The organism is Actinomadura verrucosospora (genome assembly GCF_039540335.1).
GTDB classification, from domain to species: domain Bacteria; phylum Actinomycetota; class Actinomycetes; order Streptosporangiales; family Streptosporangiaceae; genus Spirillospora; species Spirillospora verrucosospora.
In genome coordinates, this window is the sequence record NZ_BAABEV010000027.1 from 54017 (window position 1) to 69352 (window position 15336).

General features: G+C 72.8%; 13 protein-coding genes. 9 read left to right on the top strand and 4 right to left on the bottom strand.

Annotation, left to right across the window (positions count from 1 at the left end):
* Positions 1-207 precede the first annotated feature (207 nt).
* Positions 208-1359, top strand: a complete 1152-nt coding sequence (locus tag ABD944_RS26165; RefSeq protein WP_345180875.1) for an EamA family transporter — start codon at positions 208-210, stop codon at positions 1357-1359.
* Between the two features lie 51 nt (positions 1360-1410).
* Here the strand turns inward: ABD944_RS26165 and ABD944_RS26170 are convergent, their stop codons facing one another.
* Positions 1411-4026: a Tex family protein gene (locus tag ABD944_RS26170; RefSeq protein ID WP_345180877.1), complete on the bottom strand. Its 2616-nt coding sequence runs from the start codon at positions 4024-4026 to the stop codon at positions 1411-1413.
* A gap of 195 nt (positions 4027-4221) precedes the next feature.
* Here ABD944_RS26170 and ABD944_RS26175 point away from each other — a divergent pair, with 195 nt between their 5' ends.
* Positions 4222-5508, top strand: coding sequence for a sensor histidine kinase (locus ABD944_RS26175; protein ID WP_345180879.1), 1287 nt, complete (start codon positions 4222-4224; stop codon positions 5506-5508).
* On the top strand, positions 5460-6104 hold the full coding sequence (locus ABD944_RS26180; RefSeq protein WP_345180881.1) for a LuxR C-terminal-related transcriptional regulator: 645 nt from the start codon (positions 5460-5462) through the stop codon (positions 6102-6104). The genes ABD944_RS26175 and ABD944_RS26180 overlap by 49 nt, the downstream gene beginning before the upstream one ends.
* A gap of 16 nt (positions 6105-6120) precedes the next feature.
* On the opposite strand, the gene ABD944_RS26185 is transcribed toward ABD944_RS26180, so the two are convergent.
* Positions 6121-6537 (bottom strand): cupin domain-containing protein, encoded by a 417-nt coding sequence (locus ABD944_RS26185; RefSeq protein ID WP_345180882.1) that lies wholly within the window; start codon positions 6535-6537, stop codon positions 6121-6123.
* Between the two features lie 61 nt (positions 6538-6598).
* Between ABD944_RS26185 and ABD944_RS26190 the strand changes: the two genes are divergently transcribed.
* Together ABD944_RS26190 and ABD944_RS26195 are read left to right on the top strand one after the other, a co-directional pair.
* Positions 6599-7084 (top strand): MarR family winged helix-turn-helix transcriptional regulator, encoded by a 486-nt coding sequence (locus tag ABD944_RS26190; protein WP_345180884.1) that lies wholly within the window; start codon positions 6599-6601, stop codon positions 7082-7084.
* A 192-nt stretch (positions 7085-7276) separates the two neighbouring features.
* Complete coding sequence (locus ABD944_RS26195) at positions 7277-9112, top strand: glycosyl hydrolase family 18 protein (RefSeq protein ID WP_345180886.1); 1836 nt, start codon at positions 7277-7279, stop codon at positions 9110-9112.
* 93 nt (positions 9113-9205) lie between these two features.
* Here ABD944_RS26195 and ABD944_RS26200 read toward each other — a convergent pair whose 3' ends face one another.
* On the bottom strand, positions 9206-10003 hold the full coding sequence (locus tag ABD944_RS26200; protein WP_345180888.1) for an SDR family NAD(P)-dependent oxidoreductase: 798 nt from the start codon (positions 10001-10003) through the stop codon (positions 9206-9208).
* A gap of 83 nt (positions 10004-10086) precedes the next feature.
* Here ABD944_RS26200 and ABD944_RS26205 point away from each other — a divergent pair, with 83 nt between their 5' ends.
* On the top strand, positions 10087-10683 hold the full coding sequence (locus ABD944_RS26205; protein WP_345180890.1) for a TetR/AcrR family transcriptional regulator: 597 nt from the start codon (positions 10087-10089) through the stop codon (positions 10681-10683).
* 92 nt (positions 10684-10775) lie between these two features.
* Positions 10776-11459: an HAD family hydrolase gene (locus ABD944_RS26210; protein WP_345180892.1), complete on the top strand. Its 684-nt coding sequence runs from the start codon at positions 10776-10778 to the stop codon at positions 11457-11459.
* A gap of 26 nt (positions 11460-11485) precedes the next feature.
* On the opposite strand, the gene ABD944_RS26215 is transcribed toward ABD944_RS26210, so the two are convergent.
* Positions 11486-12064: a YceI family protein gene (locus ABD944_RS26215; RefSeq protein ID WP_345180894.1), complete on the bottom strand. Its 579-nt coding sequence runs from the start codon at positions 12062-12064 to the stop codon at positions 11486-11488.
* Between the two features lie 123 nt (positions 12065-12187).
* On the opposite strand from ABD944_RS26215, the gene ABD944_RS26220 reads away from it, so the two are divergent.
* The gene (locus tag ABD944_RS26220) at positions 12188-12568 is read left to right on the top strand and encodes a winged helix-turn-helix transcriptional regulator (protein WP_345180896.1); all 381 of its coding nucleotides are present in this window, start codon (positions 12188-12190) and stop codon (positions 12566-12568) included.
* A gap of 129 nt (positions 12569-12697) precedes the next feature.
* Positions 12698-15325 carry an alanine--tRNA ligase gene (alaS, locus tag ABD944_RS26225; RefSeq protein WP_345180897.1) on the top strand — a complete coding sequence of 876 codons (2628 nt, stop codon included), beginning with the start codon at positions 12698-12700 and terminating at the stop codon, positions 15323-15325.
* Positions 15326-15336 lie beyond the last annotated feature (11 nt).

Genomic DNA, 15336 nt, shown 5'->3' on the forward strand with positions numbered 1-15336 from the left:
CGCAGCGGGCTGCGCCGTGGTGCTCGGCCGGTCAGTCTCTCGGCGGCGCGGGCACGCCGAAATACGGCTCCGCGCCTTCGCGCGGCCAAGTCTATGGGGTCGCGGCCCCGGCTGCGGACATCGGAGGCCCGCAAGCCCGGCGAATCCGAGTCAGCGCCACCGTACGGGCAGTGACATGGAGCACCGGGACCCCCATACTCGTCCGGGATGAACGGGATAGCCGCGGCCTCCAGTGCGACCGGTCTCTACTACCTCGGGTTCGCCGTGTTCAAGCTCGCGGCGGACCGGATGCCCCCCGTCCGGGGCAACCGCATCCCGCACATGGTGTGGACGATCGTGAGCAACTGGGTCTTCCTGATCGCGCTCGGGATCGTGCTCGGCGGCCTCGGCCTGCAGATCCTCGCGCTGCGCAACCTGCCGCTGTCCACCGCCGTACCGATCTTCATGTCGGGCATCGTGCCGCTGCTGCTGATCGCGCTGGTCTTCTTCGGCGAGCGGCTGACCCCGCGCGAGTGGCTCAGCCTGGTGCTGATCGGCGGGGCGATCCTGCTGCTGACCGCGTCGCTGCGGGGAGACGAGCCGATCGGCTCGGCCGACGCGCCGCTGTGGAAGATCGCCGCGGTGGTCGCCCCCGCGGTGCTGGTGCCGGTGCTGATCCTGGTCCTCGGCGACCACCGGCCCGACGGCCGGCACGCCCGCCCGGTGACCGGCATCGCCTACGGTCTGAGCTCGGGCTTCCCGGTCGGCACCGCCGAGCTGGCGATCAAAGGGTGGAGCGACGACGCGCACGCCACGAGCCCGCGCATCGCCGCGACGCCGTGGCCGTACCTGACGGTGCTGGCCGCGGCCATCGGGTTCGGGATCATGGTCATGGCGTTCCAGCGCTGCCGGGTCTCGATCGTGGCCACCGTGATGACCGTGAGCGCCAAGACCTACCTGCTGGTCATGGGCACGTTCCTGTACGCGGAGCCGTGGCCGCAGGACGCGGCGCACTCGGCGATGCGGCTGGGCGCGCTGGCGCTGGGCGCGGTCGCCGTCCTGCAGTTCCCCCGGCACCGGCCGATTCCGGACGAGCCCGACGGCTCCTCCGCGGAGGGCGCCGACGCGGTGGACCCGTTCGGCACGGCGGTCGGCGGGCCGGCGCTGGGCGGCCCGAGGCTCGGCCAGGCGTACCGGCACGCTCCGCAGGTGCCGCGGCAGCGTTCCCCGTACGCGCAGGACCCGCTCGGCGAGGGTTCCCACGCCCGGCCCGAGGCCTCTCCCCCCGAGGCGGCGCCGCAGCCGCGGCGTCCCGTCCGCCCGCGGCGCCCGACCGAGACGGGCTCGGACGGTCGCTGGCGCGGCTTCGGCGACGACTGAACGGCGCCCCGCCGCCGAGCGGGGGACGCCGTTCAACGCTGTCGCCGGGTGTCAGCGCTTCTTGCCGGAGCGGCCCTTGTCCTTGCTGGGGAGGCCCTTGTCCAGGCCGGCGCGCCGGAGCGCGTCGGCCATGGCGCCGCCCCCGGAGAAGTCGCCGCCTCCCTGGCCGCCGCGGCGCTGCCCGCCGCGCTGGTTCCGGCCGCGCTGGTCCTGACCCCGCTGGCCCTGGCCCCGCTGCTCCTGGCCCCGCTGCTCCTGACCCCGCTGCTCCTGACCCCGCTGCTCCTGACCCCGCTGCTCCTGACCGCGCTGCCCCGGGCCCCGCTGGCCCTGGCCGCGCCGATCCTGACCGCCGCGTCCCGGACGCGCGCCGCCCTCGCGCTGCTCGCGCTGCTCGCGCTGCTCGCCGCGCCGACCGCCGCCGCCCTGCTGGTCGCGGCCCGGCTCGTCGTCCAGGCGCAGCGTGAGCGAGATGCGCTTGCGCTGCAGGTCGACGTCGAGGACCTTCACCCGGACGATGTCGCCGGGCTTGACGACCTCGCGGGGGTCGGAGACGAACTTGTCCGACATCGCGGAGATGTGCACGAGCCCGTCCTGGTGGACGCCGACGTCCACGAACGCGCCGAACGCGGCGACGTTGGTGACGACGCCCTCCAGGAGCATGCCGGGTTCGAGGTCGGCGAGCTTGTCGACGCCCTCCTTGAACGTGGCGGTCCGGAACGCCGGGCGCGGGTCGCGGCCGGGCTTCTCCAGCTCGGCGAGGATGTCGGTGACGGTCGGCAGCCCGAAGGTGTCGTCGACGAACTCCGCCGGCCTGAGCGAGCGCAGGACGGCGGTGTTGCCGACGAGGGACTTGATGTCCGTGCCCGCGGAGTCCAGGATCCGGCGGACGACGGGATAGGACTCGGGGTGCACGCTGGAGGCGTCGAGCGGGTCGTCCCCGCCGGGGATGCGCAGGAAGCCCGCGCACTGCTCGAACGCCTTCGGGCCGAGCCGCGGGACCCCCTTCAGCCCGGCGCGGCTGCGGAAGGGGCCGTTGGCGTCGCGGTGCGCGACGATGTTGTCGGCGAGGCCCTCGCCGATGCCCGACACGCGGGTGAGCAGCGGCGCGGACGCGGTGTTGACGTCGACGCCGACGGCGTTCACGCAGTCCTCGACGACGGCGTCGAGGGAGCGCGACAGCTTCACCTCGGACACGTCGTGCTGGTACTGGCCGACGCCGATCGACTTGGGGTCGATCTTGACCAGCTCGGCGAGCGGGTCCTGCAGGCGGCGGGCGATGGACACCGCGCCGCGCAGCGAGACGTCCATGCCGGGCAGCTCGCGGCCCGCGTACTCCGACGCCGAGTACACCGACGCGCCCGCCTCCGACACCATGACCTTGGTCAGCTCGAGGTCGGGATGCCGGGCGATCAGGTCGGCGGCGAGCTTGTCGGTCTCGCGGGAGGCGGTGCCGTTGCCGATCGAGACCAGGTCGACCCGGTGCTCGCGGGCCAGCCGGGCGAGCGTCTCGATCGACTCGTCCCACCTGCGGCGCGGCTCGTGCGGGAAGATCGTGTCGGTCGCGACGACCTTGCCGGTCGCGTCCACGACGGCGACCTTGACGCCGGTGCGCAGGCCCGGGTCGAGGCCCATGGTCGTGCGGGTGCCGGCGGGCGCGGCGAGCAGGAGGTCGCGCAGGTTGGCGGCGAACACGCGGACCGCCTCGTCCTCGGCCTCCTGCCGCAGCCGGGTGCGCAGGTCGATGCCGAGGTGGACGAGGATCCGGGTGCGCCAGGCCCACCGGACCGCGTCCGACAGCCACTTGTCGGCGGGACGCCCCTGGTCGGCGATCGCGAACCGGCGGGCGATCTCCACCTCGTAGGAGCTGCGCGCGGCCGGGTCCTCCCCCGCCTCCTCGGGTTCCAGGTCGAGGTCGAGGACCTCCTCCTTCTCCCCCCGGAACAGCGCGAGGACGCGGTGCGAGGGCAGCTTCGCGAACGGCTCGGCGAAGTCGAAGTAGTCGGAGAACTTGGCGCCCGACTCCTGCTTGCCGTCCCGCACGCGCGAGACCATGCGCCCCCGGTTCCACATCCGCTCGCGCAGGGCGCCGATGAGGTCGGCGTCCTCGGCGAAGCGCTCGACCAGGATGGCGCGGGCGCCCTCCAGCGCGGCGGCCGCGCCGGCGACGCCCTTCTCTTCGTCCACGAACGCCGCGGCCTCGGCCTGCGGGTCGCGGGACGGGTCGCCGAGCAGCATCTCGGCGAGCGGTTCGAGCCCGGCCTCGCGGGCGATCTGGGCCTTCGTCCGCCGCTTCGGCTTGTACGGGAGGTAGATGTCCTCCAGCCGCGCCTTGGAGTCGGCCGTGATGATCTGCGCTCGCAGCTCGTCGGTGAGCTTGCCCTGCGACTCGACCGATTCCAGGATCGCGGCGCGGCGCTCGTCCAGCTCGCGCAGGTAGCGCAGCCGCTCCTCCAGCGCGCGGAGCTGGGCGTCGTCGAGCGCGCCGGTCGCCTCCTTGCGGTAGCGGGCGATGAACGGGACGGTCGCCCCGCCGTCGAGCAGGTCCACCGCGACCCGCACCTGCCCCTCGCGGACGCCGATCTCCTCGGCGATGCGCTCGGTGATGGGCCGCAGGGCGGGCCCGGGGCCCTGGCCGTCGGACGTCTGGCTGATGGTCGCTGTCACAGCTTGAATTCGCTTTCTCCCCTGAGTGTCGCCTGTGCATTGTCCAGGGAACGGGGCCGGTTGTCTTGTCACGCTCGAATGACGGTAGGCCTAACCCCACCGCATCGGTCACGAAGAGGGGGTCTAGCACCACCGAGCCGCGAGGGGCGAACGATGACAATGGTGGAGGTCCCACGGCGAACCCTTGGAGGAACGGTGAGTGAGCTACTGCGCGGGTACGGGCGGCGCGCCCTCGCCTGTTTCGGGCGGGCGGTCGTCCAGATCGTGCTGGCGTACGCGGTGAACCTGCCCTTGTTCATCGTGACCGTGCTGTCGATCGCGTTCATCCCGCTGGGGTTCGGGGTCGTCCTGGCTCCGGTGATGTTCCAGGCGATCCGGACGGTCGCCAACCAGCAGCGCGCGTGGGCGGCCGGGTGGTCGGGGGTGCGGATCCCCGTCCCGTACCGGGCGGAGCCGGCCGGGGCGGGCGTGTTCGGCCGGCTGAAGTGGGTCCTCGCCGATCCGGCCTCGTGGCGCGACCTGCTGTGGACGCTCCTGAACGTGCCGGTCGCGCTCGTCCTCGGCGTCCTCGCGGGCGGCCTGACACTCTACGGGCTGGAGGGCGTGTTCGTGGCGCCGTGGGTGTCGCTGCTCACCGACTACGGCTGGGGTCCCTTCTGGCCGCTGAGCGACTGGGGCGTCATCGGCTTCGTCGGCACCATCGTGCTGGGCGCGGCGCTGACGGCGGTGTCCGTCCCGCTGGGGCCGCTGTTCCTGAAGGCGCACGCCCGGTTCTGCCAGTCCCTGCTCGCGCCGACGCGGGACGCGCTGGCCGAGCGCGTCGAGCGGCTCACCGAGACGCGTTCGGAGGCGGTGGACGCCTCGGCGGCCGAGCTGCGCCGCATCGAGCGCGACCTGCACGACGGCGCGCAGGCCCGGCTGGTCGCGCTGAGCATGAACATCGGCCTCGCCGAGGAGATGATGAAGCACGACCCCGAGACGGCGCAGAAGCTCCTGGCCGAGGCCCGCGAGGCGAGCGGGACGGCGCTGACGGAGCTGCGCGACCTGGTCCGGGGCATCCATCCGCCGGTCCTGGCCGAGCGGGGCCTCGACGGCGCGGTGCGCGCCCTCGCCCTCACCCTGCCGCTGCCCGTCGACGTCCGGATCGACCTGCCGGGGCGCGGCGACGCCCCGGTGGAGTCGGCGGCGTACTTCGCGGTCGCGGAGATGCTCGCCAACGTGGTCAAGCACTCGGCCGCGCGGCGCGCCTGGGTGCAGATCGAGCACCCCGGGGACCGGCTGATCATGATCATCGGTGACGACGGGACCGGCGGCGCCGACCCGGGGGCCGGGAGCGGAATGCGCGGTATCGAGCGCAGGCTGGCGGCGTTCGATGGGACGATGGCGGTGACGAGCCCGGTCGGCGGGCCGACCATCGTGACCATGGAGCTGCCGTGCGCGTTGTCATCGCCGAGGACCTCGCCCTCCTCCGGGACGGGCTGATCCGCCTGCTGGAGGCGTTCGGGTTCGAGGTCGTCGAGGCGGTCGACAACGGGCCGTCCCTGCTGAGGGCGCTGACCACGCACCGCCCGGACGTGGCGGTCGTGGACGTCCGGCTCCCGCCGACGTTCACCGACGAGGGGCTCAGGGCCGCGCTGGACGCGCGCAAGGAGATCCCGGGCCTGCCGGTCCTCGTGCTGTCGCAGCACGTGGAGCAGCTGTACGCGCGGGAGCTGCTGTCCGACAGCACGGGCGGCATCGGCTACCTGCTGAAGGACCGCGTGTCGGACGTCAAGGTCTTCGTGGAGGCGGTGCGCCGGGTCGCGGGCGGCGGCACCGCGCTCGACCCCGACGTGGTGGCCCAGCTGCTCACCCGGCACGCCCGCGAGGAGCCGCTGCAGCAGCTCACTCCCCGCGAGCGCGAGGTGCTCGGGCTGATGGCGGAGGGCCGCTCGAACGCCGCGATCGCCGCGAAGCTGTTCGTCACAGAGAAGGCGATCAGCAAGCACACCAACAGCATCTTCGGCAAGCTCGGGCTGCCGCAGTCCGAGGACGACAACCGCCGCGTCCTCGCCGTCCTGGCCTACCTGGGCGCCTGATCCCCGCCGCCTCGGCTCACGCGGCCCAGGGCGGGACGATCCGCTCGTCCCCCTGGGGCGCGATGGCGCACCGGGTCTCGTCCACCAGGGCTTCGGGGTCGTAGGCGAGGCAGCCCGCGTGGGCGGCGACGACGGCGGTGAAGCCGGTGTCCCCGGCCGTGATCTGGCGGGGCGCGTCGGCGGGCAGGACGACGGTGTCGCCGGGGCCCGCCTCCAGCTTGCGGCCGTCCAGGTCGACGGTGGCGTCGCCGTCGAGGAACGTCCACACCTGCTCGGTGTCGAACGCGTGCAGCGGACCGGTCTTGCCCGGCGTCCCCTTCACGCGCCAGACCGCGATCCCCTCGGTGCCGCCCTGGGTCGGCGTGGCGGCCGTGGTCATCACGCCGTTCGGCGTCTCGGTCCGGCGGCTCTCGGCGTTGCGGATGAGCGTCATGGTTCCCCGTCCCCTAAGTTAGACAATGTGGTTGTCCATATAGTCAACGAGGTTGTCTTTCATGTCAAGTGACGGCGGGCCGCGGGACGCGCCCGGGTTCGAGCTGCCGCTGCGGCTCTTCCTGGCGTTCCGCGTGATCATCGACGAGCTGCACGCCGAGCTGGCCCGGCAGGGGCATCCGGACCTGCGCCCGATGCACGGCTTCGTCTTCCAGGCCATCGGACCGGACGGCACGACGGCGGTCGAGCTCGGCCGCCGGCTCGGGGTGTCCAAGCAGGCCGCGGGCAAGATGGTGGAGTCACTGGAGCGGGCGGGCTACCTGGAGCGCGGCGCCGACCCCCGGGACGCGCGCCGCAAGATCGTCCGGCTGACCGCGCGGGGGGTCGACTCCCTCGTCCGGTCCGAGCGGATCTTCGAGCGGATCCGGGGCGACTGGGTCCGGACGCTGGGCGCCGACCGCATGCGGGCCCTGGAGGACGATCTCCGCCGGATGACGTCCGCGGACCTGTGGCGGCTCGACATGCCGGGATGGTTCGGCGCGTCCTGATTTTTCTGCGCGCCCGGTGACCGTATGAGTCCAGGCAGTCGCTTAGACCACTCGTTCCGGCGTCCGCGGGTCTCCCGCGAGCCCTTGTCGGCGCCGTTCGGCGCGGTTACGATCGGCCCAATTCTTAGGAAACTTTCCTAAGAGTTGGCGGGGATTCCTGTTTGCTTCGGGGGCCGAACCGAACGGAGAACCATGTCACGACCGGGCGGACGGCGGGCCATCGCGCTCGCCGGCGCAGCGACACTCGCGGCGGCCGCGGCCCTGCTCACGGCGCCCCCGGCGTCGTCGGCGCAGGCGGTCACCGCCACCTGCAAGAAGACCTCCGACTGGGGCACCGGCTTCGACGGCAACTGCACCATCACCAACGGCACCGGCTCGGCGATCAGCAGCTGGAAGCTGGAGGCGGACCTGCCGTCCGGGACGTCCGTCGGCAACGTCTGGAACGCGACCAAGACCGTCTCCGGGAACCACTACACGTTCGCCAACACCGGCTGGAACGGCACGATCGCCGCGGGCGCGAGCACCAGCTTCGGGTTCGGCGGCACCGGTTCCGGCTGGTTCACCGGCTGCACGATCAACGGCGCGACCTGCGACGGCTCCACGCCCCCCGAGAAGGACACCGAGGCCCCCTCGGCCCCGTCCGGCCTCCGCTCCACCGGCAAGACCGCCACCAGCGTGTCGCTGGCGTGGACCGCGTCGACCGACAACGTCGGCGTCACCGGCTACGACGTCTACAACGGCTCCGCCAAGGCGGCGTCGGTGACCGGCACCAGCACGACCGTCGGCGGGCTCTCGGCCAAGACCGCCTACACCTTCACCGTCAAGGCCAAGGACGCCGCCGGGAACACCTCCCCCGCGTCGGCGCCGGTGTCCGTCACCACCGACGAGGGCGGCGGCGGCAACCCCGGAGGCGGCGGGAAGAAGGTCGTCGGCTACTTCACCGACTGGGGCGTCTACCAGCGCAACTACCACGTCAAGAACGTCGAGACGAGCGGCTCGGCCGCCAAGCTGACGCACATCAACTACGCGTTCGGCAACGTGACGGGCGGCCGGTGCGCGATCGGCGACTCCTACGCCGACTACGACAAGGCCTACACCGCCGACCAGAGCGTCGACGGCGTCGCCGACAACTGGGACCAGCCGCTGCGCGGCAACTTCAACCAGCTGCGCAAGCTGAAGAAGCTGCACCCGGACCTGAAGGTGCTGTGGTCGTTCGGCGGCTGGACCTGGTCCGGCGGCTTCGGCCAGGCCGCCCAGAACCCCGCCGCGTTCGCCGAGTCCTGCTACAACCTGGTCGAGGACCCGCGCTGGGCCGACGTGTTCGACGGCATCGACATCGACTGGGAGTACCCGAACGCCTGCGGGCTGACCTGCGACACCAGCGGGCCGGACGCGTTCAGGAAGCTAATGGCCGCGGTCCGCGCCAAGTTCGGGTCCGGCAACCTCGTGACCGCGGCGATCACCGCGGACGCGAGCGCCGGCGGCAAGATGGACGTCACCGACTACGGAGGCGCCGCCCAGTACGTCGACTGGTACAACCCCATGACCTACGACTACTTCGGCGCCTGGGACGCCAAGGGGCCGACCGCGCCGCACTCGCCGCTCACGTCCTACCCGGGCATCCCGCACGAGGGCTTCAACAGCACCGACACGATCTCCAAGCTCAGGGCCAAGGGCGTGCCGGCGAGCAAGCTGCTGCTCGGCATCGGCTTCTACGGCCGCGGCTGGACGGGCGTCACCCAGTCCGAGCCGGGCGGCGCCGCGACCGGCGCCGCGCCCGGCACCTACGAGGCCGGCATCGAGGACTACAAGGTCCTGAAGGGCAAGTGCCCCGCGACGAGCACGGTCGCCGGAACCGCGTACGGCAAGTGCGGCAGCGAGTGGTGGAGCTACGACACCCCGTCCACCATCCGCGGGAAGATGGGCTTCGCCGGCGACCAGGGTCTCGGCGGCGCCTTCTTCTGGGAACTCAGCGGCGACACGACGGGCGGTGAGCTGATCACCGCGATCAAGAGCGGTCTCGGCTGAGCTGTTCGCAGAAGGGGTACTCCCAGCCCCCTCAGACAGCCGAGACTTCGGGCCCCTGACCAACCGGACGCCGGTCAGGGGCCCGCCCCTTGCTCAGAGCAGGGACTGGCCTCCGTCCACCGTGAGGATCTCGCCGTTCACGTAGGTGTTGGCCATGAGGAACAGGGCGGCGGAGGCGGCCTCCTCGGCCGTCCCGAACCGCCCGAGCGGCATGGACCCGCCCGCCTCGGCCATCGCCGCGTCGCCCTCCGCGCCGGAGGCGGCTCCGTAGGCCGTCCGCAGCAGAGGGGTGTCGAAGGCCCCGAACCGGATCGCGTTGACCCGCAGGCGCGCGGGCGCGTACTCGACGGCGAGCGCACGGGTGAGCGTCTCGACGGCGCCGCCCGCCGCCACCGGCGCGGACATCCCCGGACGGGGACGCGTCACGAGGATGCCCGAGGTCAGCGTGATCGACCCGCCCGGGGGCATCCGGCGGGCGGCGGCGCGCGCGACGGCGAGCACCGCCCACGCCGGTCCCTCGACGGCGTCCCGCACGACGTCCCGGGTGAGCCCGGTGAGCGGCCCCATGCCGACAGGGCGCCCGGCCGTCACCAGCACGTGGTCGACGGTGCCGGCGCGCTCGAAGACCTCCTCCACCGCGTTCTCGTCCGTGACGTCGGCGGCCGCTCCCAGCACCTGGACCGCGGTCCCGGCCGCGGCCACGCGCGCCACGGCGGCGTCCAGCCGGGTCCTGTCGCGGCTCGCGAGCACGATCCGCGCACCGGCCGAGGCGAGCAGCTCCCCCGCGGCCAGGCCGATGCCGGAGCTGCCCCCGAGGATCACCGCCGTGCGGCCGGCGAGGCTCGCCGGGAGCGGTGAGCGGGCCAGGACGGGCGCTTCGGTCGTGGTCATACGTCCTCCACAAAATAAACCATCTGGTTGTTTTAGAATGCGCCCCGGACCGGCCGAAGTCAACCGGGTGGTTTAATCCGCGTATGGGCTACGACGCGGAGGCGACCCGCCGGCGGATCTTCCAGGCCGCCACCGCCGAGTTCGCCGCGCGCGGGCTCGCGGGCGCCCGGATCGATCGCATCGCCACCGAGGCACGGGCCAACAAGCAGGCCATCTACCTGTACTTCGGCGGCAAGGAGAAGCTGTTCGGCGCCGTGGTGCGCGCGAAGATGGCGGAGATCGGCAACGCGTCCGACATCGATCCGGACGGCCTGGCGGACTCCGTGGGCCGGCTGTTCGACTGGTACAGGGAGCACCCGGAGCTGGTCAGGCTGCTTCTGTGGGAGGCTCTGGAGACCTCGGGCCAGGTGCAGGGCGAGGCGGAGCGCCGCGAGGAGTTCCGGCGCAAGGCCGCGCGCTTCACGGAGCACGGCGGCGGCGGACCCGCGGACCCGGACCGCACGCGGGCCGTCCAGGACCTGATGTTCACCGTGTTCGGCCTCATCGCGTGGAACTTCGCCGTCCCGCAGTTGCGCCGGGTGATCCTGGACGAGGAGGACGACGCCGCCACCTTCGCGCGCCGCCGCGCGTCGGTCATGGAGGCGGCGCGGGTACTCGCCCAATCACACGGGTTCGGCTGAGCGGGTTCGACGACATTGGGAGCTTCCTTGCAGAACTGGACGCCGCGTCAGGTCCAGGCCGAGCCGACCGCCGCGCTCCTCGGCCTCCTCTCATGATCACGGCGGTGCTGTTCGACCTGGACGGGACGCTCCTCGACCACGAGGACGCCGCGCGCCGGGCCGTCGTCGGGATGTTCCCGGACGAGGACCCGGCGCCCCTCGCCGCGCGCTGGGCGGAGCTCACCGACCAGGCGGTCGACCGGTACCTGGCGGGCGAGCTGAGCTTCGCCGAGCAGCGCCGCCTCCGGATCGTCACCCTCGCCCGGGAGCTCGGCCTCGGCGACTGGGACGACGCCCGCGCCGACGCGTGGCTCACCGGGTACGTGGCCCGCTACCAGGCGGCCTGGCGCCCGTTCCCGGACGCCGGGCCGGCGCTCGACGCCCTCGCGGCGCGCGGCCTGCGGCTCGGGGTGATCACCAACGGGGACGCCGCCCAGCAGCGCCTGAAGGTCGAGCGGATCGGGTTCGCCGCCCGGCTCCCGGTCGTCGTCGCCTCCAGCGAGGCGGACGCCGCCAAGCCCGCCGCCGGGATCTTCCTGACGGCCTGCGCGGCCCTCGGCGCCGAACCGCACGCGGCCGCCTACGTCGGGGACCGGCTCGTCGTCGACGCGCAGGGCGCCGCCGCCGCGGGCCTCACCGGCGTGTGGCTCGACCGGTCCGGCGGCCCGTCCCCCGGCCCCCTGGACGTCGCGCGCATCACGACGCTGGACGCGCTCCCGTCCCTGCTCCGGGGCTGACGCGGCGTCGTCTCCGCGGAGCCGGGTCAGCCGTCCTGCAGGACCGCCTCGATCTCCAGGACGATCTGGATCTTGTCGCTCAGCGCGAGCCCGCCGCCCGCCAGGGTCGTCGCCTCGCCCACGCCGAACTCCAGGCGGCTGAGCTCGCCCGTCGCGGTGAACCCGGAGCGGGCGCCCTTGGACGGGTCGTCCTGCCGGAACGGGTCGGGACCGAAGCCGCCGATCTCCAGCCGGAGCGGGACCTGCCGGGTGACGCCGCGCAGCGACAGCTCGCCGTCCAGCACGAAGTCCTCGCCGTCGCGGCGCACGCCGGTCGAGCGGTAGGTCATGGCGGGGTGCTCGGCGACGTCCAGGAAGTCGGCCGACCTGACGTGCTCGTCGCGCTGCGCGTTGCCGGTGTCGACCGACGCCAGGTCGATCGTCGCGGTCACCGACGAGTCGAGGGGGTCGGCGCCGGTCACGATCGTCCCCTCGAACGTCCCGAAACGGCCGCGGACCCGGCTGACCATCAGGTGCCGGACGGTGAAGCCGACCCCGGAGTGCAGGGGGTCGATGGTCCAGGTCCCGGCGACGTAGCCGGGGATCTCGACAAGCTGGGCCGTCATGGTGTCTCCTACGGTTATGGAAGGTAAGGCAGTTCCTTTCGGGAACCGCTTCCATGGTGCGGACAACCCGTTATCCGGCACAAGAAGGCACTTTTTTCTGCCCCGGTCACCTGGAGGGAACCAATGGAGCACACCGCCGTCGGCTGCCGCGCCCGCGAGATCCTCGACCGCATCGGCGACAAGTGGTCGCTGCAGGTCATCGCGGTGCTCGGCGAGCACACCAAGCGGTTCACCGAGCTGCGGCGCGAGATCGACGGCATCAGCCAGCGGATGCTCACCGTCACGCTGCGCGGGCTGGAGCGCGACGGCATCGTCACCCGGACCGTCTACCCCGTGGTCCCGCCCCGCGTGGAGTACTCGCTCACCCCGCTGGGCGCGACGCTGATGGACGCGGCCGGCACCTTCGTCGCCTGGGCCGAGGACCACCTCGGCCAGATCGACGCCGCCCGCGCCGAGTACGACGCCCGCCAAATGGACGTGCAGGCGGAGGACGCCCGGCGGTAACGTGGATGGCGATGGTCATTCACGAGGTGGGACGGCGAGCTAGCCGCGCCGAGCTGGGGAACGTGCAGACGTGCCCGGCCCGGCTCGGCGGTGTGCGCCGTCATCCCATCGACCTCGTGAGGCCGTCCCATGCGCTCGACTGACATCCGTTCGACCTTCCTGGGCTTCTTCCAGGAGCGCGACCACCGCGTCGTGCCGTCCAGCCCGCTGATCCCGTCCGATCCCACGCTGCTGCTGGCGAACGCGGGCATGAACCAGTTCAAGCCGTACTTCCTCGGCGAGACCACGCCCGAGCACCCGCGCGCCGTGTCCGTGCAGAAGTGCGCGCGCACGTCCGACATCGAGAACGTGGGCCGCACCACGCGGCACGCGACGTTCTTCGAGATGCTCGGCAACTTCTCCTTCGGCGACTACTTCAAGGCGGAGGCGATCGCCTGGGCGTGGGAACTGCTCACCCGCCACTACAACCTCGACCCGCGACGCCTCTGGGTCACCGTGTACCTGGACGACGACGAAGCCGTCCGGCTCTGGCGGCGCGTGGGTGTCCCCTCCGAGCGGATCCAGCGGCTCGGCATGGAGGACAACTACTGGTCGATGGGCATCCCCGGCCCCTGCGGGCCGTCCTCCGAACTGCACTACGACAGGGGGCCGTCCTTCGGCCGCGAAGGCGGACCCGCGGTGGACGGCGAGCGGTACCAGGAGCTCTGGAACCTCGTCTTCATGCAGAACCTCCGTGGCGAGGGCTCCGGCAAAGACGATTACCCGATTCTCGGCGAGCTCCCTGCACGGAACATCGACACGGGGCTCGGTCTCGACCGGCTCGCGGCGGTGCTGCAAGACGTGGACACCGTCTGCGAGACGGATCTGCTTGCGCCGACGTTCCGGCTCGTCCAGGACATGGCGGGCCGCGCCTACCCGGGCCGCGACGGCGAGGACTCCATGTCCTTCCGAGTCGTCGCGGAACACTCCCGCTCGGTCGCGTTCCTCATCGCGGACGGCGTCATGCCCGCCCGCGACGGCCGCGGCTACGTCCTGCGCCGCCTGATGCGCCGCGCGATCCGGCACGCGCGCAGGCTCGGCATCGACGGCCCCACCCTGCCCGCGCTGACCTCCAGCGTCGTCGGCAACCTCGGCGACGCCTGGCCGGAGCTCTCCCGGCGCTCCGAGCTCATCGAGCAGGTCGTCCGGGCCGAAGAGGAGGCGTTCGAGCGGACGCTGCGCCAGGGCTCCCAGCTCCTCGACGCGGCGATCGGCCGCGCCACCACCGCCATCTCCGGGCGGACGGCCTTCGAACTGCACGACACCTACGGCTTCCCGATCGACCTCACGGTCGACGCGGCGCGCTCGGCCGGCCTCACGGTCGACGAGGACGCGTTCGCCGAACTCCTCGACGAGCAGCGCCGCCAGGCGCACCGCGCCGGGCAGGGCCGCAAGGGCGGCGCGGTCGCGCGGCAGGACCTCTACCGCCGCGTCGCCGCGGCGCACGGCCTCACCGACTTCGTCGGCCACACGTCCGAAACAGCGGAAACACAGATCGGCGCCCTCCTCGGCCCGGACGGCGAGGTGCCCACCGCGACCAGGGGCGACGAGCTGGAGGTGATCCTGACCCACAGCCCGTTCTACGCGGAGTCGGGCGGCCAGGTCGGCGACACGGGCACGATCCGCACGTCCGGAGCGACCCTGGAGGTCGTCGACACCCGCCCGGGACTGGACGGTCTGCACGTCCACACCGTCCGCATCGTGGACGGCGAAATCCGTCCCGGCGACGACGCCGAAGCGATCGTGGACGCGGACCGCCGCGCGGCCACCGCCCGCTCGCACAGCGCGACCCACGTCCTGCACGCGATGCTGCGCCGCACCCTCGGCGACCACGCGGCGCAGCAGGGCTCCCGCGTGGAGCCCGGACGCCTGCGCTTCGACTTCGCGCACTTCTCCCCCGTCGACACGGACCGCGTCCAGACCCTCGTCAACGACTACCTCCTGGACGACCCCGAGGTGCGCGTCTGGGAGGCGACCCGGGCGGAGGCGGAGCGCGCGGGCGCGATCGCCCTGTTCGGCGAGCGGTACGGCGACGACGTCCGCATCGTGGACATCGGGGACGCCTCCCGCGAACTCTGCGGCGGCACCCACGTCGGCCACGGCTCGCAGGCGGGCCCCGTCCACATCGTCGGCGAGTCCTCCATCGGCACGGGCCTACGCCGCATCGAGGCCCTCACCGGCGCCGACGCCCTCCGCCACCACGACCGCACCGCGCTGCTGCTGAAGGAGCTCGCGGCGCTGCTGAACGTCCGTCCCGACCAAGCCCCGGACCGCCTCCGGCAACGCCTGGAAACACTCGCGGAGACCCAGCGCCGCCTGGAGGAGCTGCACCGCGCCGAACTCGACCGGCACACCGACCGCCTGGCGTCCCTCGCCGAGCCCGTCCCCGGCGGCTGGCTGGTGGCGCACACCGTCCCCGGCCTGACCGGCGCGGACCTGCGCACCATCGCGACCGGCGTCCTCACCCGCCGCGACCAGCGCGGCCTCGTCGTCCTCGGCACCGAGTCGGACGGCAAGGCGGTCCTCGTCGCGGCGGCCGGGGCGTCCACCGGAGTCCAGGCGCGCGACCTGCTGACCGGAGCGGCCCGCGAGGTCGGCGGCGGCGCGGGCGGCAAGGGCCCGCTGGCGAACGCGGGCGGCCGCCGCCCCGAGAACCTCCCCAAGGCGATCGCCACCGCGGCAACGGAGGCCCGCACCCTCCTGGCGACCCAGACGTGACCCCCGCGGCG

Excerpts from the sequence above, each read along its gene's own strand:
- ABD944_RS26165 (WP_345180875.1), top strand. The coding sequence starts at position 208 with ATGAACGGGATAGCCGCGGCCTCCAGTGCGACCGGTCTCTACTACCTC.
- ABD944_RS26185 (WP_345180882.1), bottom strand. The coding sequence starts at position 6,537 with ATGACGCTCATCCGCAACGCCGAGAGCCGCCGGACCGAGACGCCGAAC.
- ABD944_RS26190 (WP_345180884.1), top strand. The coding sequence starts at position 6,599 with ATGTCAAGTGACGGCGGGCCGCGGGACGCGCCCGGGTTCGAGCTGCCG.
- ABD944_RS26195 (WP_345180886.1), top strand. The coding sequence starts at position 7,277 with ATGTCACGACCGGGCGGACGGCGGGCCATCGCGCTCGCCGGCGCAGCG.
- ABD944_RS26200 (WP_345180888.1), bottom strand. The coding sequence starts at position 10,003 with ATGACCACGACCGAAGCGCCCGTCCTGGCCCGCTCACCGCTCCCGGCG.
- ABD944_RS26205 (WP_345180890.1), top strand. The coding sequence starts at position 10,087 with ATGGGCTACGACGCGGAGGCGACCCGCCGGCGGATCTTCCAGGCCGCC.
- ABD944_RS26210 (WP_345180892.1), top strand. The coding sequence starts at position 10,776 with ATGATCACGGCGGTGCTGTTCGACCTGGACGGGACGCTCCTCGACCAC.
- ABD944_RS26215 (WP_345180894.1), bottom strand. The coding sequence starts at position 12,064 with ATGACGGCCCAGCTTGTCGAGATCCCCGGCTACGTCGCCGGGACCTGG.
- ABD944_RS26220 (WP_345180896.1), top strand. The coding sequence starts at position 12,188 with ATGGAGCACACCGCCGTCGGCTGCCGCGCCCGCGAGATCCTCGACCGC.
- alaS (WP_345180897.1), top strand. The coding sequence starts at position 12,698 with ATGCGCTCGACTGACATCCGTTCGACCTTCCTGGGCTTCTTCCAGGAG.